Here is a 26,491-nt window from a genome sequence, read left to right on the forward strand (position 1 = left end):
AGTACCTGACAGATTTTCTGGCATCCCGGGAAGGCGGAACGATAGAGGTTCGTTGCATCAATAAAGACGGTAATGCCGGTCTTCTGACAGTGCGGGGATTTATAGCACAGGACAAAAGCACCGTAGATCATTACTTCATAGGAAACTCCAGAGATATCACCAGGGAAAAACTCCAGGAAGAATTTCCTGAGGAACGTGCCCAGAAAGATCCTCTGACCGGATTGTCTTCTTTTTCAAGATTTCGCGAAAATGTGGAGAAAATTCTGATTGGAGGTTACGGGCCGAGACATGCAGTGCTATATACCGATTTTGAAAAATTTAAACGTATCAATGCAAAATACGGATATCGTGTGGGAGATCAGATCCTGCGGCAGTTTTCCGAGTATGTGGTGTCCGCACTGGAATCTATCTGATCACCAAAGAATGTGACAATGCATCTGAGGCAATCGATACAGCGAATTATGCAAGAAAATATGCTGCTGGAAATTGTGAAACAGGTGTTAAGCTGTATGACGAAGAACTGAAAAAGCAAAGCGATGCAGAGTGAAAGATACAGGAATATGGACCGGAATCTATGCTTTTTCAGAATTTCAGGAATAATCTTTCAGGAAAGCTTTTACAATAGAACAGAGATGTTTGCGGCAGGAGTGAGCTTATGAACGGAAGTGTTCCGGAAAGTCTTTTAATCTGTATTTTAGTCTTATGCCTGGCTCTGACACCCGTTGGTGTCAGGGGAGAAACGGAAGATAGTGGAAAAGCACAGCAGCTGATCGAAGCGCCGGGTGCAGTCCTTATGGAAAAAGAAACCGGTACAGTGATCTATTCCAGGGATCCTGACACCCGAAGAAGCCCGGCCAGTATTACAAAGATCATGACATTGATCCTGATCTTTGACGCTATCCGTGAGGGAACCCTGCATCTGGAGGATAGCATTACCACCAGTGCTCATGCCAGATCCATGGGAGGGTCTCAGGTATTTCTGGAAGAAGGAGAAAAGCAGACTGCAGAAACCATGATCAAATGTATTGTGATCGCTTCCGGAAATGATGCCAGCGTAGCTATGGCGGAGCATGTTGCGGGAACAGAACAAGCCTTTGTGGAGAGGATGAACGAGAGGGCGAAGAATCTTGGAATGAAAAATACTCATTTTGTGGATTGCTGCGGGCTGACGGAATCACAGGAGCATTATACAACTCCCTATGACATTGCACTTATGAGCAGGGAGCTCATCAGCAGATATCCGGAAGTTCTTACATATTCATCTGTCTGGATGGAGGATATCACACACGTTACCAGAAAAGGCTCCTCGAAATTTACACTGACCAACACAAATAAACTGCTGCGCAGCTATGAGGGGTGTATGGGACTTAAAACAGGCAGCACCAGTATTGCAAAATACTGTCTCAGTGCTGTGGCAGAACGAAACGGGATCACACTGATCGCCTCAGTGATGGCCGCACCGGACCCGAAAACAAGATTCCGGGATGCAGCAGCTCTTTTAAATTACGGCTTTTCTAAATGCACATTGTATCTGGATGATGCTCTGGAGCCACTGAAACCTATGAAGCTCCGCAAAGGAGTCAAAGAGCAGGTTCCGCTTGTATATAGTGGGAAATTCCGATATATCAGCACAGATGGAACGAAACCTGACAATGTTAAGAAAAAGTTGATCCTTCCCAGAGAACAAAGTGCGCCGGTGAAAAAAGGACAGAAAGCAGGGGCTCAGGAATACTATCAGGATGGGAAAAAGATCGGTAGTCTGGATATCCTGTACGGGGAAACAATAAAAAAGGCCGGATACAATGACTGGCTGGAAAGAACCTGTCAGGCATTTCTTTTGTGATGCCTGCAACATATTTTGACAAAAAGGGCAGACTGGATGTATAATACAACGGATTGAAGAAATAACAGAACAGGGAAGGGATTTTGGATGAAAGAGATCAGAACAGAAGATGCAGTGGGACACATTCTGTGCCATGATATCACGCAGATCATAAAAGATGAGAAAAAAGGCGTTCTTTTCAAAAAGGGTCATGTAGTGAAAGAAGAAGATATACCACTGCTGCTCTCTGTAGGAAAAGAACACCTTTTTGTGTGGGAGAAAAAACCGGGGATTCTTCACGAAAATGAAGCTGCAGAGATCCTTTACAAAATCTGTGCCGGAAATTCTTCCAAAGTATATGGAACCGAGATCAAAGAAGGTAAGATCGAGGTGGTATCAAAGATCGATGGTATTCTGAAAATACGTCGTGATGCACTTGTGGCTGTGAATTCTCTGGGAGAAATGATGATTGCTTCCAGACATGGCGATTTTCCGATAAAAAAAGGTGATAAGGTTGCAGGAACCAGGATCATTCCGCTTGTGATCGAGAAAGAGAAAATGGATGCAGCAGAGAAGGCAGCAGGAAATCTTCCGATCTTTGACATTCTCCCTTACCAGCAGAAAAAAGTAGGGATCGTCACAACCGGAAGTGAGATCAAAAAAGGACTGATCCAGGATACCTTCACACCGGTACTCCGGGAAAAGCTTTCCGGGTTTCCGACAGAAGTGACAGGCCAGGTGATGCCGGGAGATGATAAGGAAGAGATCACAAAGGCAATTCTTTCTTTCGCAGATGCAGGAGCAGATCTGATCATCTGTACCGGCGGAATGAGTGTGGATCCCGATGATCGTACTCCGGGCGGGATCCGGGATACCGGAGCAAAGATCGTAACCTATGGAGCACCTGTACTTCCGGGAGCTATGCTGCTTGTGGCATATCTTGAGAGGAACGGAAGATCCATACCGGTACTTGGACTTCCGGGCTGCGTCATGTACGCAAAAAGAACGGTATTTGATCTGATCCTGCCCAGAGTAATGGCGGATGATGAGATCAAGGCAGAGGAGATCGCCAGGCTGGGAGAGGGAGGACTTTGTCTGAACTGTCCGGTTTGTACTTTCCCGAACTGCGGATTTGGAAAATAATATGAAAAAATTCAGAATCAAACAATATGAGATCCATACGGACAAGATCCATGCTCCACAGGGCGTGCGGATGATCCTTCTTGCAGATCTTCACGGAATATCCTACGGAAAAGACAATATCCGGCTGACAGAGATGATCCGAAAGCTTGTCCCGGACGTGATACTTTCTGCCGGTGACATGGCTGTACGTACAGAAACGGATACTCTGGTAACTGCATGTAAGCTGCTGACAGAGCTTGCCAGGGATTTTCCCGTGTATTATGCACTTGGTAATCATGAATATAAAATGTTCCTTTCCGAAGAATATCGGCCATATTATGCAAAATACGAAAGAGCACTGAAAAAAGCCGGTGTGCATATTTTAAGGAACGGACGTGAAGATATGGTCCTGCAGGGAGAACACTTCTGTTTCTGGGGCCTGGAGCTTCCCATCGAATATTATCACAAACCAAGATCACCGAAGCTGAAAAAAGAAGTGATGGAAGAACTGATCGGAAAACCTGAAGATAAAGGGATGCAGATCCTGCTGGCACATAATCCGAAATACGGAAAAACCTATTTTGAATGGGGCGCGGATCTGATCCTGTCCGGACACTATCACGGAGGCGTTGTCCGCCTCAGTGAACATTACGGTCTTTCATCTCCCCAATATCTGTTCCTTCCGCCGTTTTGCTGTGGAGACTTTCACAAAGGGGATCAGCATATGATCGTCAGTGCCGGACTTGGAGAACATACCATCCCCCTTCGGATCCATAATCCAAGGGAACTGCTGGTGATCGATATAAAACCTTCCGAAAAAATGAAATGAGGAAACCCTATGGCATTATCTGTTAAGCTGAATGTATTTGAAGGCCCTCTGGATCTTCTGCTTCACCTGATTGACAAAAACAAGATCGATATCTATGATATTCCTATTGTGGAGATCACAGATCAGTATATGGAATATCTGCATTCCATGGAAAAAGAAGATCTGGGGATCATGAGTGAATTTCTTGTCATGGCAGCTACTCTTCTGGATATCAAATGTAAAATGCTTCTTCCGAAAGAAGTGAATGAGGAAGGAGAAGAGGAGGACCCCAGAGCAGAGCTTGTGCAGAAGCTGCTGGAATATAAGATGTACAAATATATGTCCTATGAATTACGGGACAGGCTTGGAGATGCGGCAGGGGTTTATTACCGAAAACAGGATCTTCCGGAAGAAGTGCTGCAGTATACTCCACCGTCTGATCCCCAGGAACTTCTCCGGGGTCTGACACTGGAGCGGATGAGTGCGATCTATCAGGCTTTGATCCGCAGACAGGAAAATAAGATCGATCCGATCCGAAGTAAATTCGGAAGGATCGAAAAAGAGGAAATATCACTTTCCGATAAATTGCTGGAAATGAAGGAATATGCAAAGGCTCACCGGAAATTCAGTTTTCGCAGGCTGATGGAAAACCAGCATTCCAAAATACAGCTGATCGTGACATTTCTGGCAATTCTGGAATTGATGAAAATGGGACATGTTCATGCAGAACAGGAAGATCTTTTTGATGATATTCATGTGGAAGTTATCACGGATCCGGACACATGGAAGAATCTGACAGAATTCGCAGATGAATAATATAGTAGGAATGAGGACAATAAGTGGAAATCAAACGAATTGAAGGAGAAATCGAAGCCATCCTGTTTGCAATGGGAGAAGCAGTGGAATTACCCCGTATTGCCAGAGCGATCCGTCAGGATCCGACAACAACGGAAAATATCATCCGAAATATGATGATCCGTTATCAGGAAGAAGAGCGGGGGATCCAGATCATAGAGCTCGAAAACTCCTTTCAGCTTTGTACAAAAAAAGAATACTATGATTCTCTTATCCGGATCGCAGCGCAGCCAAAGAAACCCACGCTGACAGACGTTATGCTTGAAACCCTTTCGATCATTGCCTACAAACAGCCTGTTACAAAAGCAGAGATTGAAAAGATCCGAGGGGTAAAATGTGATCATGCCATCAATAAGCTGATGGATTATGATCTGGTGAGAGAACTTGGACGTCTGGATGCTCCGGGTCGCCCGATCCTCCTGGGAACCACCGAAGAATTTCTGCGCTGCTTTGGTGTCCAGGGGCTGGAAGACCTTCCGGAAATGGATCCGGTCCAGCTGGAGGATTTCAAGGCGGAAGCAGAGGAAGAGATTCAGCTGAAGCTGGACGTATAACAAATAACACGGACAGATGCCGGTTTACGGGACCTGCCGGACAAATCAGAAAACAGAAGAGGAGTGACGAAAATGCCCACAACATACGCACATGATCTTTTTGGAAAAAGGGTTTACCGGAAACTTTCCGTAAAATTACAGCATCTGATCCGAAGCAACGGAAATCTGTACCGGATCGGACAGCATGGTCCGGATATCCTGTTTTATTATTTTATATCCAAAAATCCGGTGACACAGTACGGAGTGCAGATGCATGGACGGAAAGCAAGAGAATTCTTTGAAAAGGGCATGGCGAAGGTCCGGGAGGAAAAAAATCCTGCACTGATGGCTTACCTACTGGGGTTCGGATGTCATTATATCCTGGATTCTACCTGTCATCCTTACGTCAATCAGGTAGCTGCCGAGGGGAAAGTCTCACATACGCTCTTTGAGAAGGAATTTGATCGCATGCTGATGTATGAAACCGGCAAAGATCCATTGCGTTTTTATCCGTCTCATGGGATCCGTGCCAGTTTTCTCAGTGCATGGACGATCCACCAGGTATTGCCGGCGATCCGTACCTGGAACATTTATCTGTCATTGAAAATGATGAAGATATTCACCTGTATTTTGGTATGTGATGATGGAGGAAGGAAGAGACGCCTTTCGGAACATGCCCTTTCCCCCGCAGGAAAAAAGAGATCTGCGTTTATTACCGAATTTTTTATGAGCCCGGAGCCGGAGATCGACTGTAGGGAGGAGCTTCTTAAGCTGGACAGTCTGATGGAAGAGGCACTTGCCAAGGCGCCGGATATGCTGGAAGAGCTTGCTGCACTTGCAGTCAGGCCAGGACATCTTTCTGACAGATGGGATCTGACCTTTAACGGATGATCGATCCCGGCAGACAATAGATACAAGTGATATCTGAATGCTATCCCCGCATAAAATTAAATATAACAGTTACTGTAAACAGTTATATGAACCGTGTACGGGGTGATGCATTATGAGCAAACGGCGTATGGCCGCTGTCGTGCTGGTGACAGCGGTCCTTATTATTTGTCAGATCTTTCCGGTAAAGGCGGCAGATGACGAAAATCTATATGCACTTTCTGCAGTTCTCATGGATGGGGAGACCGGCCGTGTGCTGTACGGAAAAGAAGCATACAAGGGACGGCCGAATGCCAGCACCACAAAGGTAATGACCTGTATTCTTGCTCTGGAGCTGGCAAAGGGAGATGATTACGTACAGGTTTCCGGGAATGCGGCATCTCAGCCACAGACACGTCTTGGCATGCGGGAGGGCCAGCAGTTTTATCTGGAGGATCTTCTCTATTCACTGATGCTGAAAAGCCATAATGATTCCGCAGTGGCCATCGCGGAACATATCGGCGGCTCCGTAGAAGGTTTTGCAGAGAAGATGAATGAAAAAGCAAAAGAGCTGGGATGTAAGGACACACATTTTGTTACACCCAATGGTCTGGATGGAGAAGATGAAGGCGGTATCCATCATACAACAGCCCGGGATCTTGCCTTGATCATGGCGTATGCAATAAAAAATGCAACATTTGTCCATATTACCCAGACCAGAGATTATACTTTCACGGATATCTCAGGAAAAAAGCATTATTCGGTACATAATACCAATGCTTTCCTGGATATGGAAACAGGAGTGATCTCCGGAAAAACAGGATTTACAGGAAATGCCGGATATTGTTATGTCTGCGCAGTCCGACAGGACGAGCGATTATTTATCGTGGCTCTTCTGGGATGCGGATGGCCCGGAAATAAAAATTATAAATGGAGCGATACCAAGAAGCTTCTTTCCTATGGCAGGGAAAATTATCAGTATGTGATGCTGCCGGAGCTTCCGCAGCTGCCTGAGATCCCGGTAACAGAAGCAGCACCGGGAAAAGAAGATCCATATCCGCAAAAGTCCGATCGTTCCGGATATCCTCCCAAACAGGTTATGCTGAAAATACACGCAGTACTTTCTGAAAAAGATCGTGAGAAAAGATATCTTCTGAAAAAAACAGAAACGATCACATGGGAAACGGAGCTTCCGGATAAGCTCCCGGCACCAATACAGAAAAACCAGAAGATCGGTACACTCCATGCAAAGCTCAACGGAAAAGAACTCCTTTCCTGCCTTGTAACCGCCGATGACAAAATCGACAGAATTACCTATAAATGGTATGTGGATAAAGTATTTAAGGATTATTTTCATTAATTTAGCGACCCCTGGCATATGTCAGGGGTTAATTTTTTAACGTTCGTGACGAAAAGTATTGAATTTTCTGCAAAAAAAAGGTACAATTATACTCGGCTGAATTTTTGGTTATATTAATAAAAAAATGGAGGGCATAGTATAATGAGTAATGCGACACAAAGCGTAGCGGCTGCAAGGATCGATTCCCTGCTTGACGCCAACAGTTTTGTTGAGATCGGACAGGCTGTCACAGCCAGAGCTACGGATTTCAACATGACTGAAAAAAAAGCACCTTCAGACGGTGTGATCACCGGATATGGTGTGATTGACGGCAGTCTGGTGTATGTATACAGCCAGGATGCATCTGTACTGAACGGAACAGTTGGTGAGATGCATGCCAAAAAGATCGCCAAAATTTATGATCTCGCTCTGAAAGTTGGAGCACCTGTTATCGGTCTTGTAGACTGTGCGGGACTTCGTCTTCAGGAGGCTACCGATGCACTTGAGGCATTTGGTGAGATCTATCTGAAACAGACACTGGCATCCGGTGTTATTCCACAGATCACTGCTGTTTTCGGAACATGCGGCGGTGGAATGGCAGTTGTACCGGCTCTTACAGACTTTACATTTGTAGAGGAGAAGAAGGGCAGACTGTTTGTAAACACTCCAAATGCACTGGAAGGAAACAGAGTGGAAAAATGCGATTCAGCTTCCGCACAGTTCCAGAGTGAGGAGACAGGACTTGTTGACGGCATCGGAACAGAAGAGGAGATTCTTGGACAGATCCGTACACTGGTCAGCATGCTTCCGGAGAATAATGAAGATAATGACAGCTTCAAGGAATGCACAGATGACCTGAACAGAGTATGTGATGATATTGCAGGCTGCACAGGCGACACAGCTATTGCGCTTTCAAGAATCGCTGATAATGGTGAGTTTTTTGAAACAAAGGCAGCTTACGGCCAGGATGTCGTAACAGGCTTCCTTCGTCTGAACGGAGCTTCCGTTGGCGCTGTTGCAAACAGAAGCGAATCTTACGATGCTGATGGCAATAAGACAGAGATTTCCGACGGAACTCTTTCTGCAAGAGGTGCAAGAAAAGCAGCAGACTTCGTAAAATTCTGTGATGCTTTTGAGATTCCGGTACTTACTCTTACTAATGTAACAGGATTTAAAGCTACACTCTGCAATGAGAAGATGATGGCTAAATCCGTTGGTGAGATGGTACATGCTTTTGCATCTGCAACTGTACCGAAGGTAAATGTTGTAATTGGTAAAGCATACGGAACTGCATACGTTGCCATGAACAGCAAATCTGTCGGAGCAGATATGGTTTATGCATGGGATACAGCTGAGATCGGCATGATGGATGCTTCCCTTGCAGCAAAGATCATGTATGAGGGAGCTGACGCTTCTACACTGAATGAGAAGGCAGCTGAGTACAAAGAACTCCAGAACGGTATCGCATCTGCAGCGGCAAGAGGATATGTGGATACTATGATCAAAGCAGAAGATACAAGAAAATATGTAATCGGTGCTTTTGAGATGCTGTTCACAAAAAGGGAAGACCGTCCATCCAAAAAGCATGGAACAGTCTAAGTGAGGTGAGCGTATGAGACAGTTTTATAAAAAGATCTCTTCTGTCTGCATGGCACTTCTTTGCATAGCTGCACTTCTGATCGGATGCACAGCTACTGCATGGGCTGCTGATGAGATTGATGATTCTGTAAAGAGTCAGCTTGTCAAAACAACCGAGGGCCTGACGGATGCGATCATCGCAATGTCCGAGGATGATATCCAGGGATATCTGGAATCAGAGGATGCTTTCACACAGAGTGCAGCAAGTGCATGGGACGGCTCCAGAGAAGAGCTTGGTAAGAAAAAAGGTGATATCGATGAAAAAGATATCACAGTGGAGTACTCCGATGATCAGTATACCGTTGTTGTTCCGGTATCCTTCGAGAAAAACAAAGCGAATTTCACTTATGTATTTGATAAATCAGGAACCCCGACATCTCTTACAGTTGATGTGAATTATACACTGGCACAGAACATGGAGAAGGCAGCGATGAATACAGTGATGGGTCTCGGAACTGTATTTGTGATCCTGGCATTCCTGATCTTAGTGATCTCTCTTTTCAAATATATTCCCGGACTTGTGGAAGGAAAGAAAAAAGAGAGCAAACCAGCTCCTGTAGCAGCAGCTCCGGCTCCGGTTGCTGAGCCTGCTGTTGAGGATGTGACAGATGATGGTGAGCTTATTGCCGTGATCGCCGCAGCGATCGCTGCTTCTGAAGGCAAAACAAGCACAGACGGATTCGTAGTACGTTCCATCCGCAAAGTCAACCGCAGAAAAAGATAATCATTATTTAGGAGGATTTTAAAATGAAGAGTTATACAATTACTGTTAACGGAACAGCATATGAAGTTACTGTAGAAGAGAACGGAAACTCAGCAGCTCCAGTTGCAGCAGCACCAAAGGCAGCAGCTCCGGCTCCTAAGACAGCTCCGGCAGCAGCTCCTAAGGCAGCAGCTCCGGCAGCAGGCGCAGGTTCTGTTAAAGTTTCCGCAGCCGTTCCTGGAAAAGTTGTAAAAATCGTTGCATCTGTTGGACAGAGCGTAAAAGCCGGTGACAGCGTAGTGATCGTTGAGTCCATGAAGATGGAGATCCCGGTTGTTGCTCCTCAGGACGGAACGATCGCCAGCATCGATGTTGCAGAGGGTGCTGCCGTTGAAAATGGAGATACTCTTGCAACAATGAACTAAACAGGAGGTAGACAAATGTCTTATGTAATAAATACCCTGTCAAACCTGATCCATCAGACAGCATTTTTCAACCTTACCTGGGGAAACTACCTGATGATCGCAGTGGCATGTGTGTTCTTATATCTTGCCATTAAACATGGTTTTGAGCCGCTGCTGTTGGTTCCGATCGCTTTTGGTATGCTTCTGGTAAATATTTATCCGGACATTATGCTGAGCATTGAGGATTCATCCAATGGCGTTGGCGGACTTCTTCATTATTTTTACTTAATGGATGAGTGGAGTATTCTTCCTTCACTGATCTTCCTGGGTGTCGGTGCGATGACAGACTTCGGTCCGTTGATCGCAAACCCGATCAGCTTCCTGATGGGAGCAGCTGCACAGCTTGGTATTTACCTTGCATACTTCCTTGCAATTTTCCTTGGATTTAATGGTAAAGCAGCAGCAGCGATCTCTATCATCGGTGGTGCTGACGGCCCGACTTCCATTTTCCTTGCAGGTAAGCTTGGACAGTCTTCTCTTATGGGACCGATCGCAGTAGCAGCATATTCCTATATGTCTCTGGTACCGATCATCCAGCCTCCGATCATGAAGGCATTCACAACAGAGAAAGAGCGTAAGATCAAAATGGCGCAGCTCCGCCCTGTTACAAAACTTGAGAAGATCCTTTTCCCGATCGTTATCACAATCGTTGTTTGCCTGATCCTTCCGACAACAGCTCCCCTTGTTGGTATGCTGATGCTCGGAAACCTGTTCCGTGAGTCCGGAGTTGTTAAACAGCTTTCTGAAACAGCTTCCAACGCTCTTATGTACATCGTAGTAATCCTTCTCGGAACATCTGTAGGTGCTTCCACAAGTGCTGAGGCGTTCCTGAACGTAGATACACTGAAGATCGTAGTTCTTGGTCTTGTTGCCTTTGCCTGCGGTACTTTTGGTGGTGTTATGCTTGGTAAGCTTCTCTGCAAGGTTACTCACGGAAAGATCAATCCTCTGATCGGATCAGCCGGTGTTTCTGCCGTTCCTATGGCAGCCCGTGTATCCCAGAAGGTTGGTGCTGAGGCAGATCCTACAAACTTCCTGCTGATGCATGCGATGGGACCGAACGTTGCTGGTGTTATCGGTACAGCGGTTGCTGCCGGTACATTCATGGCGATCTTTGGTGTCTAACCCATTGTCTTATAAAAATTTGTAAGGAGAATAATTATGGCAGAAATAGAGAAAAAACCTGTGAAAGTTGTGGAAACGATCCTGCGTGACGCTCATCAGTCCCTGATCGCTACACGTATGAGCACAGAGCAGATGCTTCCGATCATTGAGAAGCTTGACAAAGTCGGCTACTATGCAGTAGAGTGCTGGGGCGGTGCTACTTTCGATGCTTCCTTACGTTTCCTGAAAGAGGATCCGTGGGAAAGACTTCGTAAACTTCGTGACGGTTTCAAAAACACAAAGCTTCAGATGCTGTTCCGTGGACAGAACATCCTTGGATATCGTCCATATGCAGATGATGTAGTAGAGTATTTTGTACAGAAATCCGCAGCTAACGGTATCGATATCATCCGTATCTTTGACTGTATGAATGACCTTCGTAACCTTCAGACAGCTGTAAAAGCAGCAAACAAGGAGAAAGCACATGCACAGGTTGCAATGGCTTACACACTTGGTGATGCTTACACACTTGATTACTGGACAGATCTTGCAAAACGTATCGAGGATATGGGTGCAGATTCCATCTGTATCAAAGATATGGCAGGACTTCTTGTTCCGTACAAGGCTACAGAGCTTGTTCAGGCTCTCAAAGAGACTGTTAAGATCCCGATCGATCTTCATTCTCACTATACATCCGGTGTTGCTTCCATGACATATATGAAGGCAGTAGAGGCAGGTGTTGATATCATCGACACAGCAATGTCTCCGTTTGCTCTTGGAACATCCCAGCCGGCAACAGAGGTTATGGTTGAGACCTTCAAGGGAACACCATATGATACAGGATTTGATCAGCAGCTTCTCGCTGAGATCGCTGACTACTTCCGTCCGATGCGTGATGAGGCTCTTGATACAGGTCTTCTCAATCCGAAGAACCTTGGTGTAAACATCAAGACTCTTCTGTATCAGGTACCAGGTGGAATGCTTTCCAACCTGACATCACAGCTGAAAGAGCAGCATGCCGAGGATAAATTCTACGAAGTACTTGAGGAAGTTCCGCGTGTACGTAAAGACCTTGGTGAGCCACCGCTTGTTACACCGTCCTCTCAGATCGTTGGTACACAGGCTGTATTTAATGTGATCATGGGCGAGCGTTACAAGGTTGTCACAAAAGAGACAAGAGACGTGTTAAGTGGTAAGTATGGCGCAACAGCCAGACCGTTCAATCCGGAAGTACAGAAAAAATGTATCGGAGATATTGAACCGATCACATGCCGTCCGGCAGATCTTCTGGAAGATGAGCTTGATAAGCTTGAGAGCGAGATGGCACAGTACAAGGAGCAGGATGAGGATGTTCTCACATATGCACTGTTCCCGCAGGTTGCCATGGACTTCTTTAAATATCGCCAGGCTCAGAAGACAAAAGTTGATGAAACTGTAGCAGATACCAAGAACGGCGCATACCCGGTATAAAGCACACATAGAAATGCAGATGCATTTCAAAACAGGAAAAGGAGCTTGCTGTATGCAGGCTCCTTTGTGCATAAAAAGATAAAAAAGGCAGGATAACAGGTAATGTCCAAAGTTGCGATCATAGGCGGCGGTGCCGCCGGAATGCTCTGCGGTGTATATGCTGCGCGCAGAGGACACCAGGTTCACATACTGGAAAAAAATGAGAAACTCGGAAAAAAGCTTTTCATCACCGGAAAGGGAAGATGCAACGTCACCAATGATTCCGATACCGAAGAACTTTTTCCGGCAGTGATGTCAAACCGCAAATTTCTTTACAGTGCTTTCTACACCTATGGAAGCAGAGATGTGATGGAATTTTTTGAGGAGGCAGGAGTGCCGCTGAAAACAGAGCGTGGAAACCGGGTTTTTCCGGTATCGGATCATTCATCAGATATTATCCGTGCGCTTGAGCGGGAACTGAAAAAAGCCGGAGCGCAGATCCATCTTCATACAGAGGTAAAGGAAGTTTGTACACAGGATGAAAAAGTTACCGGTGTATTACTTTCGGACGGTACCTTTTTTGAAGCAGATACTGTGGTAGTTGCCACAGGAGGGCTTTCCTACCCGTCCACAGGTTCCACAGGAGACGGATATCGTTTTGCTGCTGAGACGGGACATAAAGTTATTTCCCAGTCACCATCACTGGTACCACTGGTGGCAAAAGAAGATTATGTCTCCAAACTTCAGGGCCTTTCCCTCCGGAATGTGGAGCTTACAGTAAAATCCGGCAAAAAAGTTCTCTATAAAGATTTCGGCGAGATGATGTTTACTCATTTCGGAGTGACAGGACCGCTGATCCTTTCCGCCAGTGCCCAGATCGGCAAAAAGCTGGAAAAGGAGCCTTTGGAGGCTTTCCTGGATCTGAAGCCGGCGCTTGATGCAGAACAGCTTGACGCCCGGATCCTGCGTGAATTTGATGCAAATCATAACAAGCAGTTTAAAAATGTGATCGGTGTTCTTTTTCCGTCTTCTCTGACTCCGATCATGATCGAAATTGGCGGTATCCCCGGGGAAAAAACGGTACATGAAATCTCCAGGGAAGAGCGTCAGGCTTTTGGCCGTCTGATCAAGGCTTTTCCGTTTACGATCACGGGAATGGGAGAGTTTAAGGAAGCAATCATCACAAGAGGCGGTGTGTCAGTAAAAGAGATACAGCCATCCACAATGGAATCCAAAAAAATAAAAAATCTGTATTTTACAGGTGAAGTACTGGATCTGGATGCAGTGACCGGTGGCTATAATCTTCAGATCGCATGGTCTACAGCGTATGCGGCAGCTCAGGCGATAGAATAACAGAAAAGAGGAAGGAGCAACGATTATGGGTATTAATATTGCAATTGACGGACCGGCAGGTGCAGGAAAAAGCACAATTGCAAAAAAAGTGGCAAAAGAGCTGTCCTTTATTTATGTAGATACAGGGGCAATGTATCGTGCCATGGCACTTTATCTTCTGGAAAAAGGAATCAGCGGTGACGAAAAAATCTCGGAAGCCTGTCACGATGCGGATATCTCTATCCGTTATGAGAACGGTGAGCAGCAGGTGATCCTTAACGGAAAGAATGTAACTGCGTTCCTCCGTAAGGAAGAGGTAGGAAATATGGCATCTGTAAGCTCTGCAAATCCGGAGGTGCGTGCACATCTTCTGAAGCTGCAGCGCAATCTTGCAGCCGAGAATAATGTAGTTATGGACGGAAGAGATATCGGAACCACCATTCTTCCCAATGCGGAAGTGAAGATCTTTCTGACTGCAAGTGCAAAGACCCGTGCCAGCAGACGATACCTGGAGCTTACAGAGAAGGGTGAAGCCTGCGATATGGATGAGATCCTGAAAGATATCGTTGACAGAGATGAGAGAGATATGAACCGCGCGGTTTCTCCGCTTAAAAAAGCAGAGGATGCTGTTCTTGTTGATTCATCTGAGATGGGAATTGACGAAGTGGTTGAGAGTATCCTTTCCGTATACAGAAAAAGGGTGAATGGATGAATGTAAAAGTTGCAGAAACTGCCGGCTTCTGTTTCGGCGTACAACGAGCAGTTGACCGTGTTTATGAGCTGATCGGTTCCGATGCAGCACCGATTTATACACTGGGCCCGATCATCCATAATGAGGAGGTTGTCTCAGATCTCGAAAAAAAAGGTGTGTCTGTGATTTGTGAGAAGGATCTTGGCAGCCTGAAGGGCGGCACTGTTGTGATCCGTTCCCATGGAGTAGGCCGCAGGGTTTATAACACGATCAAAAAATATGGTCTCGGATATGTAGATGTTACCTGTCCTTTTGTGCTGAAGATCCACAAGATCGTTGAGAGAGAAAGCTCCAGAGGTGCCCATATTGTGATCATCGGTGATCCGGACCATCCGGAAGTCCAGGGGATCTGCGGATGGTGTCAGGGACCATATACAGTGATCAGAAATGCTGAGGATGCTGAGAAATTCAATATTTCTCCGGAAAAAGAAGTATGTGTAGTGTCTCAGACGACATTTAATTACAACAAATTTCAAGAATTAGTTGAAATTCTCCGCAAAAAGAGTTATGATAATAATGTTTTAAATATTCTAAATATTTTAAACACTATTTGTAATGCTACCGAAGAACGGCAGAAAGAAGCTAAAGCGATAGCCGGAGAGGTAGACACTATGCTGGTCGTAGGTGGCCGACATAGCTCCAATACTCAAAAGCTGTTTGAAATATGTAAAAAGGAATGTGGAAATACTTACTATATACAAACACCTGTAGACTTGGATTCTGAAATGTTCCAATGCAGTAGTTGTGTAGGTATTACAGCAGGGGCTTCCACCCCAAAGAAAATTATTGAGGAGGTTCAAGAACATGTCAGAGTTAAGTTTTGAACAGATGCTGGAAGATTCCGTAAAAACAATCAGAAATGGAGAGATCGTACAGGGTACCGTCATCGATGTTAAAGATGATGAGATCATCCTGAATATCGGCTATAAAGCAGACGGTATCATCACAAAGAACGAGTACACAAACGATTCAAGCGTTGTGCTTACAGACGTTGTTAAACCTGGCGATACCATGGAAGCAAAGGTTCTCAAAGTAAACGACGGAGAGGGACAGGTTACACTTACCTACAAACGTCTTGCAGCAGAGAAAGGCAACAAACGTCTTGAGGAGGCATTCGAGAACCAGGAGGTTCTGAAGGCTCCTGTAACACAGGTACTTGACGGCGGTCTTTGTGTCAATGTTGAGGAAGCAAGAGTATTCATTCCTGCAAGCCTTGTATCTGACACATATGAGAAAGATCTTTCCAAATATGCAGATCAGGAGATCGAGTTCGTTATCACAGAGTTCAACCCAAGAAGACGCCGTATCATCGGTAACCGCAAACAGCTTCTTCTTGCTGAGAAAGCTGAGAAACAGAAAGAGCTTCTTGCTAAGATCAACGTAGGCGATAAAGTTGAGGGTGTTGTTAAGAATGTTACAGATTTCGGTGCATTCATTGACCTCGGCGGAGCAGACGGACTGCTTCACATCTCTGAGATGTCCTGGGGCAGAGTAGAGAACCCGAAGAAGGTATTCAACGTAGGTGATAAAGTTACAGTTCTTATCAAAGATATCAACGGAGACAAGATCGCACTTTCCCTTAAATTCCCGGAGGAGAACCCATGGCTTACAGCTGCTGAGGACTTCGCAGTAGGAAACGTAGTAAAGGGCAAAGTTGCACGTATGACAGATTTCGGTGCATTTGTTGAGCTTGCACCTGGAGTAGATGCTCTTCTTCATGTATCTCAGATCTCCAGAGAGCACGTTGCGAAACCATCTGATGTACTTTCCATCGGTCAGGAGATCGAAGCTAAGGTTGTTGATTTCAATGGCGAAGACAAAAAGATCAGCCTCAGCATGAAAGCACTCGAGGATAATTCTGCAGAGCAGACAGAGGAGTAATTTCTCAGAAGCTGTACAGCAGTTGAATATTTTGAATTTCATAGGCCGTCACATTTATTGTGACGGCCTTTTTTTGATTGGAATTGCGTAACAGAGATATTATTTAAGAACAGAAAGATAATATGGCAGGCAGTGTTTCAGATAGGTTTTCTGTTTTAAAGGATCATGCAGAAAAGCTTCTGTTACAGGAAACCAGGTATAACAGCTGTCCCTTTTGGCAGGCCTTCGGAGCTTTTTGTCCATGCAGGCACTTAAGGCTTTTGGTATGGCAGTGTCTTCGGAAGGGATGTAATCGTAATCTTTATAATTGGAGTAGTATTGCTTTAAACGTCCATTTTGAAGCTTCACAAGAAGACGGACACGGTTATTCTGTCCGATTATGTAGAATTCTTCACTATGATTTGAAAATTCAACAGGCAGATCGTAATGAATTTTAATTGTAAAGGCCAATTGATCGTCTTGAATTTCACAATTTAGTGCTTCGTAATCTTCATTGAAAAGAGCAAGATAGGACAGCATTGAGAAAATTTTTCCAAGTCCCAGAAGATCTTCCAGGTTATGTCCCATAACGATCTCTGCCGCTTCCGGTTTCTTTCCGGAAGCGAATTGTTTGTAAAGACGGATGCAGGCACCCCCATCACAGTAGTTCCGTTCAGTGATACCGAGAAATGATTCCATAGAAGGCTGATTCATCCGTGAAAGCTTCAGAAGTCCCTTGAGCGGCTTTAGTTCCCGGTAAAGGTCCAGAGAAGGCAGCTTTGCAAAAGGGGAAGGCAGTCTGTGGATCTGATATCGCGCATCCAGATAAGGCTGGTCAAAACTGTCACCGTTATATTGGATCGTACATGAAAAATCCTGAAGGAATTCAGAAAATGTTTTCAGAAGTTCAGGTTCTTCCTCTTCGTTTTCAATCATCCACTGGTACATCTGCCAGTTGTTTTCTTCGTAGGCTACAGCGCCGATCAGATACAGAAAAGTGGAATTTCGTGATAGTCCTGTAGTTTCAATATCATAGAAAAGCGGTACAAAACGCTCTGAAAATCCATGATTTTTGGTCAATTTTTTAACAGTCTCAAAGTCTGGAAACCCTTGTAAAATCGGCATTTTTTTAACGATCATGTTAATTTTCTCCTTTATGGATTGTATCTGATTATACACAAAAAAATTGCTTTTCAATAGTGCAATTTAAAGTGAAATGAGTTATAGTTATTAGTAGAGTTGATGATAAAAAACAGGAAATGGTACTGGATTTATGTAGGGATTGACAGTGAAAAAATGACTATTATCGCTTCATAAATTGGTTATTCATTTACAGCTTTTTATGAGGTGGTGAATATCTTCTACCGAAGTATATCACAGGATCGTGTCTGGATTCAATCTTTCATACATATCCTGCTCAAAGCAGAAGCTATTTTGTTACTGTTCGCTGGTAATGTTTCGCGAAATGATTTATGGGAGCGAAATAGATCTTGTTTGTCTTGGATGAAATAAGAAAAGGAAAATCAGAAACACAGAATCAACTTTAAAAAAGAGTATATGTGCAACGCAGAAATACCATGTACATATACTTGCAAAAATAAAGGAGGAGATGAGATCTATGGCATTTTTAACCTTCAGGGGTGGTATCCATCCTTATGACGGCAAAGATTTGTCAAAAAACTGTCCTGTCGAGAAGTATCTGCCGAAGGGAGATCTGGCAATTCTTGTTTCTCAGCACATCGGAGCTCCGGCCAAGCCGATCGTAAAAAAAGGTGATCATGTGCTTGCAGGACAGAAAATCGCAGAAGCAGGAGGATTTGTTTCCGCACCGATACACTCGTCTGTATCAGGAACCGTAAAGGGAATCGAGAAACGTCTGACCGCAGTAGGCGCCATGGGTGATGCGATCATCATTGAGAATGACGGTCTGTACGAATCTGTGGAATATGCACCTGCAAAGCTTTCGGATCTTTCCAAGGAGGATATCCTGAAAAGGATTCAGGAAGGCGGAGTTGTTGGTCAGGGTGGTGCAGGTTTCCCGACACATGTAAAGCTTTCACCAAAGGAACCCGACAAGATCGATCATATCCTGGTCAACGGTGCGGAATGTGAGCCTTATATCACCAGTGACTACCGAAGGATGATGGAAGAACCGGAAAGTATTGTTGGTGGTCTGGAAGTAATCCTGAAAGCTTTCCCGAAGGCAGGGGGATGTATCTGTATCGAGGACAACAAACCGGATTGTATTGCCAGGATGAAAGAAGCCATCAAAGGCAAAGAGCGTATGGAAGTAAAAGAGCTTAAGACCAAATACCCTCAGGGTGGTGAGCGTACACTGATCTATGCGGTAACAGGCAGAGAGATCAACTCCACCATGCTTCCGGCAGATGTAGGATGCGTGGTTGATAACGTAGAGACCGTCACTTCTGTTTATAAGGCAGTGATCCTCGGACAGCCGGTTATCAGCCGTAATGTAACGGTTACCGGAGATGGTATCCGTACACCGAAGAACTTTTCCGTTCTTACAGGCACAGATCTGTCCGAACTGGTAGATGCTGCAGGCGGACTGAAGGAAAAGATCGCAAAAGCAATCTCCGGCGGACCGATGATGGGATTTGCGCTGTATGATCTTCATATTCCATGTACGAAGACAACTTCTTCCCTGCTTTTCCTGGAGCGTGACGCAGTTTCCGAGGCGAAGCAGATCCAGACTGCATGTATCAATTGCGGACGTTGTGTAAGCGTCTGTCCGGGCCATGTGGTTCCGGCCCGCCTTGCAACTCTTGCAGAACACGGTGATATGGCAGGCTTCGAAAAAATGGATGGTATGGAATGCTGCGAGTGCGGCTGCTGCAGTTACATCTGTCCGGCCAAACGACCTCTGACTCAGAGTATTAAATCTATGAGAAAAATGGTTCTTGCAGAGCGCAAGAAAAAGAAATAGGGGGAGGAATAACAATGGAACAAATGTATAACGTATCATCTAATCCCCATATCAGGGATAAAATGACCACCAGCCGTATTATGCAGCTGGTAGTGATCGCACTTCTGCCGACAACACTTTTCGGTATCTGGAACTTTGGAGTGCATGCACTCCTTGTAGTGCTGGCGACGGTTGTATCCAGTGTGTTTTTTGAATGGCTGTATGACCGACTGATGCATAAAAAGAATACAACTACTGATTTCAGTGCAGTTGTAACAGGACTTCTGCTTGCACTGAACATGCCGCCCCAGATCCCGATCTGGATGCCGATCCTTGGCAGTGCTTTTGCGATCATTGTTGTAAAACAGCTGTTCGGTGGACTTGGACAGAACTTTATGAACCCGGCTCTTGCAGGAAGATGTTTCCTTATGATCTCTTTTGCCGGAAAAATGACTAACTTTGCAGTTTCCAAAAGCTCCCATGCTGTTGTAGATGCGGTTACACAGGCAACACCTCTGGCAGCGCTTAAAAGCCAGGGATTCATTGAGGGGACTTCTATTCCTGTAAAGAATCTGTTCCTTGGTAATATCCAGGGTACCATCGGTGAGACTTCTGCCCTGGCGATCCTCATCGGTGCAGTGATCCTTCTCGCATTTAAGATCATCGATCTGAAGGTACCTCTTACATATATTGGAAGTTTTGCAGTATTTGTCATTTTCTATATGCTGGGAACAGGCAAAGGCTTTGATGTAAACTATCTTTTCAGCCATATCTTTGGAGGAGGTCTGATGCTTGGAGCCTGGTTTATGGCAACAGATTATGTGACAACGCCGATCACTCCGAAAGGTCAGCTGGTATATGGCTGCTGCCTCGGTATCGTGACAGCGGTATTCCGTCTCTTTGGTGGTTCCGCAGAGGGTGTTTCCTATGCGATCATTTTCTGCAATCTTCTGGTTCCGCTTATTGAAAAAGTAACAAAACCGGTTGCTTTTGGAAAAGGAGGCAAGAAATAATGGGTAAGATTATCAGAAATACATTGATCCTTACGATCATTACAGTAGTTGCCGGCCTTGGCCTTGGACTGGTTTACGAAGTTACCAAAGAACCCATTGCAAGAACCGAGGAACAGGCAAAAAAAGAAGCATGGCAGACTGTATTCAGTGATGTAAGCCTGGAAGATTTTAAAGCTGTAGACGTAGACAAGGAAGCAGCAGATAAAACGATTGCAGACCTTGGAGTAAAGGCAACAGTAGACGAGGTCTGTGAAGCAGCAGATGAAGGCTATGTGGTAACTGTAACCGATAAAGAGGGTTACGGCGGTGATATCCAGATCACAGTTGGTGTAACAAAAGACGGTACCGTCAGCGGCGTTTCCATTCTTTCCATCAGTGAGACTGCCGGACTTGGAATGCGTGCTACAGAAGCGAAGTTCCAGGAACAGTATGTTGGAAAGAATACCGATAAATTCTATGTATCCAAGGACGGCGGCGAAGGTGAGCCTATTGATGCTATCAGTGGTGCGACCATCACATCCAGAGCTTTTACCGGTGCAGTCAATACAGCTATCGGCTATTGCAAAAACGCATTTTAGGAGGGTAGTTGAATATGAATAATTGTGGTGAAAGATTAAAAAACGGCATTATAACCGAAAATCCGATTTTCGTCCTGATGCTTGGTATGTGTCCTACCCTTGCGGTAACGACTTCTGCGATCAATGGTATTGGTATGGGACTTTCCACAACCGTAGTTCTGGTTATGTCAAACATGCTCATCTCCATGCTGCGTAAGGTTATCCCGGACTCCGTCAGAATGCCGGCCTTTATCGTAGTTGTAGCATCTTTTGTAACGATCGTACAGTTTCTGATGGAAGGCTTTACTCCTTCTCTTTATGAGTCACTTGGAATTTACATTCCACTGATCGTTGTTAACTGTATCATTCTGGGACGTGCAGAGAGTTATGCTTCCAAGAACCCTGTCCTTCCGTCTATCTTTGACGGACTTGGAATGGGTCTTGGCTTTACAGTGGGCCTGGTTGCCATTGGTCTTGTAAGAGAGATCCTTGGTTCCGGAAAGGCTTTCGGAGCACAGATCATTCCGGTTGCTGATGCAGCTACCGGTGCTGCCGGCTATACCCCGATCACTATCTTTATCCTTGCACCTGGAGCATTTCTGGTTCTTGCCGGACTTGCAGCGATCCAGAACAAAGTAAAGATCAACATGGCAAAGAAGGGCAAAGATGTTTCCAAGATCCAGTCCGGCTGTGGCTCCAATTGTGCGACCTGCGGCGGATGTCCTTCCGACAAAGAATAAAAAGGGGGAATAGAAGATGGCAAGCTTGATGTTGATCGCAATTGGTTCTGCGCTTTGCAGTAACGTTGTATTGAGTCAGTTCCTGGGAATCTGTTCTTTCCTTGGAGTTTCCAAGAAAACAGAAACCGCAGCCGGCATGGGTGGTGCAGTTGTGTTTGTTATTACTATTGCATCTTTTGTTGCAGGACTGCTTTATAAATTCATCCTGGTACCGACCCATTTTGAGTATCTGAAAACGATTGTATTTATCCTGGTTATCGCGGCACTGGTACAGATTGTAGAAATGTTTCTCAAGAAATTTGTACCATCCCTTTACAAGGCACTTGGTGTATACCTTCCTCTGATCACAACAAACTGTGCAGTTCTTGGTGTAGCACTGAACAATGTGAAATATGAATACAGCATTCTTGAAAGTGTTGTCAACGGATTTGCCACAGGTGTAGGTTACCTGATCGCAATTGTATTACTTGCGGGAATCCGTGAAAAAATGGAATACAACGATATTCCGGAATCCTTCCAGGGTATGCCGATCGTTCTGCTTACGGCAGCACTGATGGCTATTGCATTCTTTGGATTCTCCGGAATCGTATAGGAGGAAGAAGAGCATGAGTATAACAGGAATTATTATGGCTGCAGTCATTGTCGGCGGTACTGGTTTATTCATTGGTATCTTCCTCGGACTTGCAGACAAGAAATTAACCGTTAAGGTAGATGAAAAGGAAGAAGCCATTCTCGGCGTTCTTCCAGGAAATAACTGTGGTGGTTGTGGATATCCGGGATGTTCCGGACTCGCTGCCGCAATTGCAAAGGGAGAAGCTCCTGTAGATCAGTGTCCGGTTGGCGGTACTCCTGTTGCAGCCAAGATTGGCGCGATCATGGGACAGGAAGTAAAAGAAACCGCACGTCAGGTTGCTTTTGTAAAATGTGCGGGAACCTGTGATAAGACGACTGTAAAATATGAGTACACAGGTGTGGAAGACTGCGAGATGATGGCTTTCATCCCTGGCAGCGGTGCAAAAAACTGTACATTTGGATGTATGGGCTTCGGAAGCTGTGTAAAGGCATGTCCATTTGATGCGATCCATATAGTGAATGGTATTGCGGTCGTAGATCAGGAAGCATGTAAAGCCTGTGGCAAATGTGTTGCCAAATGTCCGCGTCACCTGATCGAGCTGGTACCATATGACAAACAGACACGTGTAGCCTGCAGCTCCCACGCAAAAGGTAAGGCAGTTACAGCTGCCTGCGAGCTTGGCTGTATCGGCTGTAAAAAATGTGAGAAGAATTGTCCGTCCGAGGCGATCACAGTTACCGATTTCTGTGCACACATCGATTACGATAAGTGTACAGGCTGCGGTAAATGTAAGGAAGTTTGCCCAAGACATGTGATTCTGTAAAACAAAAAGAACTGCCTGTCACGGAAGTTTTCCGAGTGACGTGGCAGTTCTTTTTTGGAATAAAGCATGTTATGCCCGATAATGCATAAATAAAATAAATACATACAAACTTTTGGTTATATTTCAATGAAAAATTGCAGTTTCCGGTTAAAAATATTTGACCGGTGAATTTCAAGGGGCTATAATAGGATATAAATATTCAGTATACTTCAAGGAGAACGAAATTCATGAGTAAGATTATTTTAACTGGCGACCGCCCGACGGGGCGCCTTCATGTAGGTCATTATGTTGGATCTCTGGCAGAGCGTGTGAAACTGCAGAATTCCGGCTTATATGATGAGATTTATATTATGATCGCAGATGCCCAGGCACTTACAGATAATGCAGAGCATCCGGAGAAAGTACGTCATAACATTCTTCAGGTTGCTCTGGACTATCTGGCATGCGGGCTTGACCCGGAGAAATCCAATATTTTTATCCAGTCCATGGTTCCGGAGCTGACAGAACTTACCTTTTATTATATGAATCTGGTTACGGTAGCACGAGTACAGCGTAATCCTACCGTTAAATCCGAGATTAAGATGCGTAATTTTGAAGCCAGCATCCCGGTAGGCTTTTTCTGCTATCCGATCAGTCAGGCTGCTGATATTACTGCCTTTCGCGCAACACATGTACCGGTAGGTGAAGATCAGCTTCCGATGCTTGAGCAGTGCAAGGAGATCGTCCATAAATTCAATACCGTTTACGGTGATACACTGACAGATCCGGAAATTGTTCTTTCTTCCAATAAAGCATGCTTACGTCTTCCGGGAATTGACGGAAAGGCTAAGATGAGTAAATCTCTCGGAAACTGCATTTATCTGTCTGATGAAGAAGATGTTGTGAAGAAAAAGATCATGTCCATGTTTACAGATCCGAACCATCTTCGTGTTCAGGATCCTGGTCGTGTAGAGGGAAATCCGGTATTTATCTATCTGGATGCCTTCAGCCGCCCGGAACATTTTGCTGAATTTCTGCCAGAGTATCAGAATCTGGATGAACTTAAGGCTCACTATCAGAGAGGTGGCCTTGGTGATGTGAAAGTCAAGAAGTTCCTGAATAATGTTATGCAGGCAGAGCTTGGACCGATCCGTGAAAGAAGGAAAATGTGGGAGCAGCGAACCGAAGATGTGTTCGATATCCTGAAAGCCGGTACAGAGGTTGCCAGAGAAAAAGCTGCCGCAACGCTTCATGATGTTCGTTCTTCTATGCGGATCAATTATTTTGAGGATCAGGATTTCCTTAATCAGTGATAGAAAACAGCGAGAGGAATCACAGATTTGTATACAGGATCAACCCGGAGATTGTATTCCGGGTTGATTTTTTTTGAAAATTATGTTACTATTGCGTTCATATGGGAAACAGATGTTCAGCTGTTTCAGGGAAGGAGCCTTGAGATTTGATTTCTTTTGTAAAAGGTACCGTATCAGATATCGGTGAAAATTGTCTGGTTGTGGAAAATGGCGGAATTGGTTATGCAATTTATATGACAGGACAGGATCTTGGGAAAGCGCGGATAGGCGATGAAAAGAAGATCCATACCTTTCTCTATGTGCGGGAGGATATTCTGCAGCTATATGGTTTTTTTTCGAAGGATGATCTTGGCATGTTCAAGCTTCTGATCGGTGTCAACGGAGTCGGACCTAAAGGCGCTCTGGGTATCCTTTCCGGGATCAGTGCAGACGAGCTTCGTTTTGCAGTGCTTTCCGATGATGTAAAAACAATCTCCAAGGCCCCTGGAATCGGGAAAAAGACAGCCCAGAAAATGATCCTGGAGCTGAAAGACAAGCTGAAGCTGGAAGATGCTTTTGAGATGAAACTGGCGCATCAGCAGGAAGAAGCAGCTGAGGGAGCATCTGATCTGAGGGATAGTCGTCAGGAAGCGGTGGAGGCGCTTGTCGCATTAGGATACAGTTCTGCAGATGCCCTTCGTGCAGTACGAAAGGTACCGGAAGATGTGCCGGCAGATGATGTAGAAGCAATTCTTCGGGCTGCACTGAAAAATTTTTAACGCCGTGAGTAAGAGCTAACATGCTCGCACTGAAATGAAATAGAACGGAGCATAGCAAATGGATAACAGGATCATTACAACAGATGTTACAGAAGAGGATTTTTCCCTGGAGGGAAATTTAAGGCCTCAGAGTCTGGATGAATATATTGGTCAACAGAAAACAAAAGATACCCTGAAGATTTATATCGAAGCAGCAAAGCAGCGCCATGATTCACTGGATCATGTGCTGTTTTATGGACCTCCGGGGCTGGGAAAGACTACACTTTCCGCGATCATTGCCAATGAGATGGGAACACATATGAAGGTAACATCAGGTCCTGCGATTGAAAAGCCAGGCGAAATGGCTGCGATCCTGAACAACCTTCAGGAAGGAGATGTGCTGTTTGTAGATGAGATACACAGACTGAACCGACAGGTAGAAGAGGTTCTTTACCCGGCCATGGAAGATTTTGCTATCGATATCATGATCGGCAAGGGAGCATCCGCCCGTTCCATTCGTCTGGACCTGCCAAAGTTTACATTGGTAGGTGCAACAACGAGGGCAGGTCTTCTTTCCGCACCGCTTCGTGATCGTTTTGGCGTAACACAGAGACTGGAGTTTTATGATAAAAAAGAACTGACGACGATCATTCTCCGTTCCGCTCAGGTGCTTGGCGTGGAAATCGAACCCAATGGAGCTGCCGAGATCGCCAAGCGTTCCAGAGGAACCCCCCGTCTGGCCAACCGTCTTCTGAAGAGAGTACGTGATTTTGCCCAGGTGAAGTATAACGGTGTGATCACCTACGATGTTGCCTGTTTTGCATTGGATCTTCTGGAGGTGGATCAGTATGGCCTTGATAAGACGGACCGCCGCATTCTCCAGACCTTGATCCTGAATTTCCAGGGCGGACCAGTGGGACTTGAAACACTTGCCGCATCAATCGGAGAAGACTCCGGAACCCTGGAAGATGTGTACGAACCCTATCTTTTACAGACAGGTTTCCTTAACAGAACTCCACGTGGAAGAATGGCTTCCGTGCTGGCATATACCCATCTTGGATATCCTCGTCCTGATTTATCGACAAAATAATAGAAAAACTTCTATACATTTTTGCGGGAATCAGTTATAATAAAAGAAATTGCGGGTTGTAAGACCGGCAATGCAGAGGAATGTTATTGAGGAAA

Annotated in this window: 27 protein-coding genes; 26 read left to right on the forward strand and 1 reads right to left on the reverse strand. The window is 45.2% G+C overall.

Annotation, left to right across the window (positions count from 1 at the left end; all coding sequences use genetic code 11):
- Positions 1-89: 89 nt before the first annotated feature.
- The 17 genes from V9W66_RS18300 (at position 90) to rpsA (ending at position 16,668) form a co-directional block, all read left to right on the forward strand.
- On the forward strand, positions 90-413 hold the full coding sequence (locus tag V9W66_RS18300; RefSeq protein WP_186290000.1) for a GGDEF domain-containing protein: 324 nt from the start codon (positions 90-92) through the stop codon (positions 411-413).
- A gap of 242 nt (positions 414-655) precedes the next feature.
- Positions 656-1,843 carry a D-alanyl-D-alanine carboxypeptidase family protein gene (locus V9W66_RS18305; RefSeq protein ID WP_144100465.1) on the forward strand — a complete coding sequence of 396 codons (1,188 nt, stop codon included), beginning with the start codon at positions 656-658 and terminating at the stop codon, positions 1,841-1,843.
- A gap of 87 nt (positions 1,844-1,930) precedes the next feature.
- Positions 1,931-2,965 carry a molybdopterin-binding protein gene (locus V9W66_RS18310; RefSeq protein ID WP_144093026.1) on the forward strand — a complete coding sequence of 345 codons (1,035 nt, stop codon included), beginning with the start codon at positions 1,931-1,933 and terminating at the stop codon, positions 2,963-2,965.
- Between the two features lies 1 nt (position 2,966).
- Positions 2,967-3,773, forward strand: coding sequence for a metallophosphoesterase (locus tag V9W66_RS18315; protein WP_144093028.1), 807 nt, complete (start codon positions 2,967-2,969; stop codon positions 3,771-3,773).
- A gap of 9 nt (positions 3,774-3,782) precedes the next feature.
- Positions 3,783-4,568, forward strand: coding sequence for a segregation and condensation protein A (locus V9W66_RS18320; protein WP_015524863.1), 786 nt, complete (start codon positions 3,783-3,785; stop codon positions 4,566-4,568).
- 23 nt (positions 4,569-4,591) lie between these two features.
- Complete coding sequence (gene scpB / locus V9W66_RS18325; protein ID WP_022426764.1) at positions 4,592-5,161, forward strand: SMC-Scp complex subunit ScpB; 570 nt, start codon at positions 4,592-4,594, stop codon at positions 5,159-5,161.
- A gap of 72 nt (positions 5,162-5,233) precedes the next feature.
- A complete protein-coding gene (locus V9W66_RS18330; protein WP_144093030.1) occupies positions 5,234-6,031 on the forward strand; it encodes a zinc dependent phospholipase C family protein in 798 nt (265 codons plus the stop codon).
- 112 nt (positions 6,032-6,143) lie between these two features.
- Positions 6,144-7,367 (forward strand): D-alanyl-D-alanine carboxypeptidase family protein, encoded by a 1,224-nt coding sequence (locus V9W66_RS18335; protein ID WP_243121603.1) that lies wholly within the window; start codon positions 6,144-6,146, stop codon positions 7,365-7,367.
- A 141-nt stretch (positions 7,368-7,508) separates the two neighbouring features.
- The gene (locus V9W66_RS18340; RefSeq protein ID WP_144093032.1) at positions 7,509-8,945 is read left to right on the forward strand and encodes an acyl-CoA carboxylase subunit beta; all 1,437 of its coding nucleotides are present in this window, start codon (positions 7,509-7,511) and stop codon (positions 8,943-8,945) included.
- A 13-nt stretch (positions 8,946-8,958) separates the two neighbouring features.
- Positions 8,959-9,708 carry an OadG family transporter subunit gene (locus V9W66_RS18345; protein ID WP_144093034.1) on the forward strand — a complete coding sequence of 250 codons (750 nt, stop codon included), beginning with the start codon at positions 8,959-8,961 and terminating at the stop codon, positions 9,706-9,708.
- A 23-nt stretch (positions 9,709-9,731) separates the two neighbouring features.
- Entirely contained in the window at positions 9,732-10,112 is a 381-nt protein-coding gene (locus tag V9W66_RS18350) for a biotin/lipoyl-containing protein (protein ID WP_144093036.1), read from the forward strand.
- Between the two features lie 15 nt (positions 10,113-10,127).
- On the forward strand, positions 10,128-11,276 hold the full coding sequence (locus V9W66_RS18355; protein WP_144093038.1) for a sodium ion-translocating decarboxylase subunit beta: 1,149 nt from the start codon (positions 10,128-10,130) through the stop codon (positions 11,274-11,276).
- A 36-nt stretch (positions 11,277-11,312) separates the two neighbouring features.
- Positions 11,313-12,725 (forward strand): oxaloacetate decarboxylase subunit alpha, encoded by a 1,413-nt coding sequence (locus V9W66_RS18360; RefSeq protein ID WP_144093040.1) that lies wholly within the window; start codon positions 11,313-11,315, stop codon positions 12,723-12,725.
- Between the two features lie 102 nt (positions 12,726-12,827).
- The gene (locus V9W66_RS18365) at positions 12,828-14,057 is read left to right on the forward strand and encodes an NAD(P)/FAD-dependent oxidoreductase (protein WP_144093042.1); all 1,230 of its coding nucleotides are present in this window, start codon (positions 12,828-12,830) and stop codon (positions 14,055-14,057) included.
- Between the two features lie 25 nt (positions 14,058-14,082).
- Complete coding sequence (gene cmk / locus V9W66_RS18370; protein WP_015524874.1) at positions 14,083-14,748, forward strand: (d)CMP kinase; 666 nt, start codon at positions 14,083-14,085, stop codon at positions 14,746-14,748.
- A complete protein-coding gene (ispH, locus tag V9W66_RS18375; RefSeq protein ID WP_144093044.1) occupies positions 14,745-15,611 on the forward strand; it encodes a 4-hydroxy-3-methylbut-2-enyl diphosphate reductase in 867 nt (288 codons plus the stop codon). Before cmk ends, ispH begins: the two co-directional genes overlap by 4 nt.
- Entirely contained in the window at positions 15,592-16,668 is a 1,077-nt protein-coding gene (gene rpsA / locus V9W66_RS18380; protein WP_144093046.1) for a 30S ribosomal protein S1, read from the forward strand. The genes ispH and rpsA overlap by 20 nt, the downstream gene beginning before the upstream one ends.
- A 99-nt stretch (positions 16,669-16,767) precedes the next feature.
- Here the strand turns inward: rpsA and V9W66_RS18385 are convergent, their stop codons facing one another.
- Positions 16,768-17,787, reverse strand: a complete 1,020-nt coding sequence (locus tag V9W66_RS18385) for a ribonuclease H-like domain-containing protein (protein ID WP_144093048.1) — start codon at positions 17,785-17,787, stop codon at positions 16,768-16,770.
- Between the two features lie 478 nt (positions 17,788-18,265).
- Here V9W66_RS18385 and rsxC point away from each other — a divergent pair, with 478 nt between their 5' ends.
- The 9 genes from rsxC to ruvB all read left to right on the forward strand — a co-directional run bounded on the left by rsxC (position 18,266) and on the right by ruvB (position 26,396).
- A complete protein-coding gene (gene rsxC / locus V9W66_RS18390) occupies positions 18,266-19,591 on the forward strand; it encodes an electron transport complex subunit RsxC (RefSeq protein ID WP_144100467.1) in 1,326 nt (441 codons plus the stop codon).
- A 14-nt stretch (positions 19,592-19,605) separates the two neighbouring features.
- The gene (locus tag V9W66_RS18395) at positions 19,606-20,583 is read left to right on the forward strand and encodes an RnfABCDGE type electron transport complex subunit D (RefSeq protein ID WP_144100469.1); all 978 of its coding nucleotides are present in this window, start codon (positions 19,606-19,608) and stop codon (positions 20,581-20,583) included.
- Positions 20,583-21,161, forward strand: coding sequence for an RnfABCDGE type electron transport complex subunit G (locus V9W66_RS18400; protein WP_144093052.1), 579 nt, complete (start codon positions 20,583-20,585; stop codon positions 21,159-21,161). Before V9W66_RS18395 ends, V9W66_RS18400 begins: the two co-directional genes overlap by 1 nt.
- Positions 21,162-21,175: 14 nt before the next feature.
- Positions 21,176-21,880 carry an electron transport complex subunit RsxE gene (gene rsxE, locus V9W66_RS18405; RefSeq protein WP_015524883.1) on the forward strand — a complete coding sequence of 235 codons (705 nt, stop codon included), beginning with the start codon at positions 21,176-21,178 and terminating at the stop codon, positions 21,878-21,880.
- 16 nt (positions 21,881-21,896) lie between these two features.
- Positions 21,897-22,472 (forward strand): electron transport complex protein RnfA, encoded by a 576-nt coding sequence (locus V9W66_RS18410; RefSeq protein ID WP_015524884.1) that lies wholly within the window; start codon positions 21,897-21,899, stop codon positions 22,470-22,472.
- A gap of 13 nt (positions 22,473-22,485) precedes the next feature.
- Positions 22,486-23,277 (forward strand): RnfABCDGE type electron transport complex subunit B, encoded by a 792-nt coding sequence (locus tag V9W66_RS18415; RefSeq protein ID WP_144093053.1) that lies wholly within the window; start codon positions 22,486-22,488, stop codon positions 23,275-23,277.
- Between the two features lie 227 nt (positions 23,278-23,504).
- Positions 23,505-24,569, forward strand: coding sequence for a tryptophan--tRNA ligase (gene trpS / locus V9W66_RS18420; RefSeq protein WP_015524886.1), 1,065 nt, complete (start codon positions 23,505-23,507; stop codon positions 24,567-24,569).
- A gap of 146 nt (positions 24,570-24,715) precedes the next feature.
- Positions 24,716-25,327 (forward strand): Holliday junction branch migration protein RuvA, encoded by a 612-nt coding sequence (gene ruvA, locus V9W66_RS18425; RefSeq protein ID WP_144093055.1) that lies wholly within the window; start codon positions 24,716-24,718, stop codon positions 25,325-25,327.
- Positions 25,328-25,385: 58 nt separating this feature from the next.
- On the forward strand, positions 25,386-26,396 hold the full coding sequence (gene ruvB / locus V9W66_RS18430) for a Holliday junction branch migration DNA helicase RuvB (protein ID WP_092070622.1): 1,011 nt from the start codon (positions 25,386-25,388) through the stop codon (positions 26,394-26,396).
- The last annotated feature ends 95 nt before the right edge of the window (positions 26,397-26,491 follow it).

The organism is Blautia massiliensis (ex Durand et al. 2017) (assembly GCF_051861785.1).
In the GTDB taxonomy this organism is placed as follows: Bacteria; Bacillota; Clostridia; order Lachnospirales; family Lachnospiraceae; genus Blautia_A; species Blautia_A luti_A.

What these genes read in the sequence shown, in the direction of transcription:
- V9W66_RS18305 (WP_144100465.1), top strand. Translation starts at nt 656, where the DNA reads ATGAACGGAAGTGTTCCGGAAAGTCTTTTAATCTGTATTTTAGTCTTA.
- V9W66_RS18310 (WP_144093026.1), top strand. Translation starts at nt 1,931, where the DNA reads ATGAAAGAGATCAGAACAGAAGATGCAGTGGGACACATTCTGTGCCAT.
- V9W66_RS18315 (WP_144093028.1), top strand. Translation starts at nt 2,967, where the DNA reads ATGAAAAAATTCAGAATCAAACAATATGAGATCCATACGGACAAGATC.
- V9W66_RS18320 (WP_015524863.1), top strand. Translation starts at nt 3,783, where the DNA reads ATGGCATTATCTGTTAAGCTGAATGTATTTGAAGGCCCTCTGGATCTT.
- V9W66_RS18330 (WP_144093030.1), top strand. Translation starts at nt 5,234, where the DNA reads ATGCCCACAACATACGCACATGATCTTTTTGGAAAAAGGGTTTACCGG.
- V9W66_RS18335 (WP_243121603.1), top strand. Translation starts at nt 6,144, where the DNA reads ATGAGCAAACGGCGTATGGCCGCTGTCGTGCTGGTGACAGCGGTCCTT.
- V9W66_RS18340 (WP_144093032.1), top strand. Translation starts at nt 7,509, where the DNA reads ATGAGTAATGCGACACAAAGCGTAGCGGCTGCAAGGATCGATTCCCTG.
- V9W66_RS18345 (WP_144093034.1), top strand. Translation starts at nt 8,959, where the DNA reads ATGAGACAGTTTTATAAAAAGATCTCTTCTGTCTGCATGGCACTTCTT.
- V9W66_RS18350 (WP_144093036.1), top strand. Translation starts at nt 9,732, where the DNA reads ATGAAGAGTTATACAATTACTGTTAACGGAACAGCATATGAAGTTACT.
- V9W66_RS18355 (WP_144093038.1), top strand. Translation starts at nt 10,128, where the DNA reads ATGTCTTATGTAATAAATACCCTGTCAAACCTGATCCATCAGACAGCA.
- V9W66_RS18360 (WP_144093040.1), top strand. Translation starts at nt 11,313, where the DNA reads ATGGCAGAAATAGAGAAAAAACCTGTGAAAGTTGTGGAAACGATCCTG.
- V9W66_RS18365 (WP_144093042.1), top strand. Translation starts at nt 12,828, where the DNA reads ATGTCCAAAGTTGCGATCATAGGCGGCGGTGCCGCCGGAATGCTCTGC.
- cmk (WP_015524874.1), top strand. Translation starts at nt 14,083, where the DNA reads ATGGGTATTAATATTGCAATTGACGGACCGGCAGGTGCAGGAAAAAGC.
- ispH (WP_144093044.1), top strand. Translation starts at nt 14,745, where the DNA reads ATGAATGTAAAAGTTGCAGAAACTGCCGGCTTCTGTTTCGGCGTACAA.
- rpsA (WP_144093046.1), top strand. Translation starts at nt 15,592, where the DNA reads ATGTCAGAGTTAAGTTTTGAACAGATGCTGGAAGATTCCGTAAAAACA.
- V9W66_RS18385 (WP_144093048.1), bottom strand. Translation starts at nt 17,787, where the DNA reads ATGATCGTTAAAAAAATGCCGATTTTACAAGGGTTTCCAGACTTTGAG.
- rsxC (WP_144100467.1), top strand. Translation starts at nt 18,266, where the DNA reads ATGGCATTTTTAACCTTCAGGGGTGGTATCCATCCTTATGACGGCAAA.
- V9W66_RS18395 (WP_144100469.1), top strand. Translation starts at nt 19,606, where the DNA reads ATGGAACAAATGTATAACGTATCATCTAATCCCCATATCAGGGATAAA.
- V9W66_RS18400 (WP_144093052.1), top strand. Translation starts at nt 20,583, where the DNA reads ATGGGTAAGATTATCAGAAATACATTGATCCTTACGATCATTACAGTA.
- rsxE (WP_015524883.1), top strand. Translation starts at nt 21,176, where the DNA reads ATGAATAATTGTGGTGAAAGATTAAAAAACGGCATTATAACCGAAAAT.
- V9W66_RS18410 (WP_015524884.1), top strand. Translation starts at nt 21,897, where the DNA reads ATGGCAAGCTTGATGTTGATCGCAATTGGTTCTGCGCTTTGCAGTAAC.
- V9W66_RS18415 (WP_144093053.1), top strand. Translation starts at nt 22,486, where the DNA reads ATGAGTATAACAGGAATTATTATGGCTGCAGTCATTGTCGGCGGTACT.
- trpS (WP_015524886.1), top strand. Translation starts at nt 23,505, where the DNA reads ATGAGTAAGATTATTTTAACTGGCGACCGCCCGACGGGGCGCCTTCAT.
- ruvB (WP_092070622.1), top strand. Translation starts at nt 25,386, where the DNA reads ATGGATAACAGGATCATTACAACAGATGTTACAGAAGAGGATTTTTCC.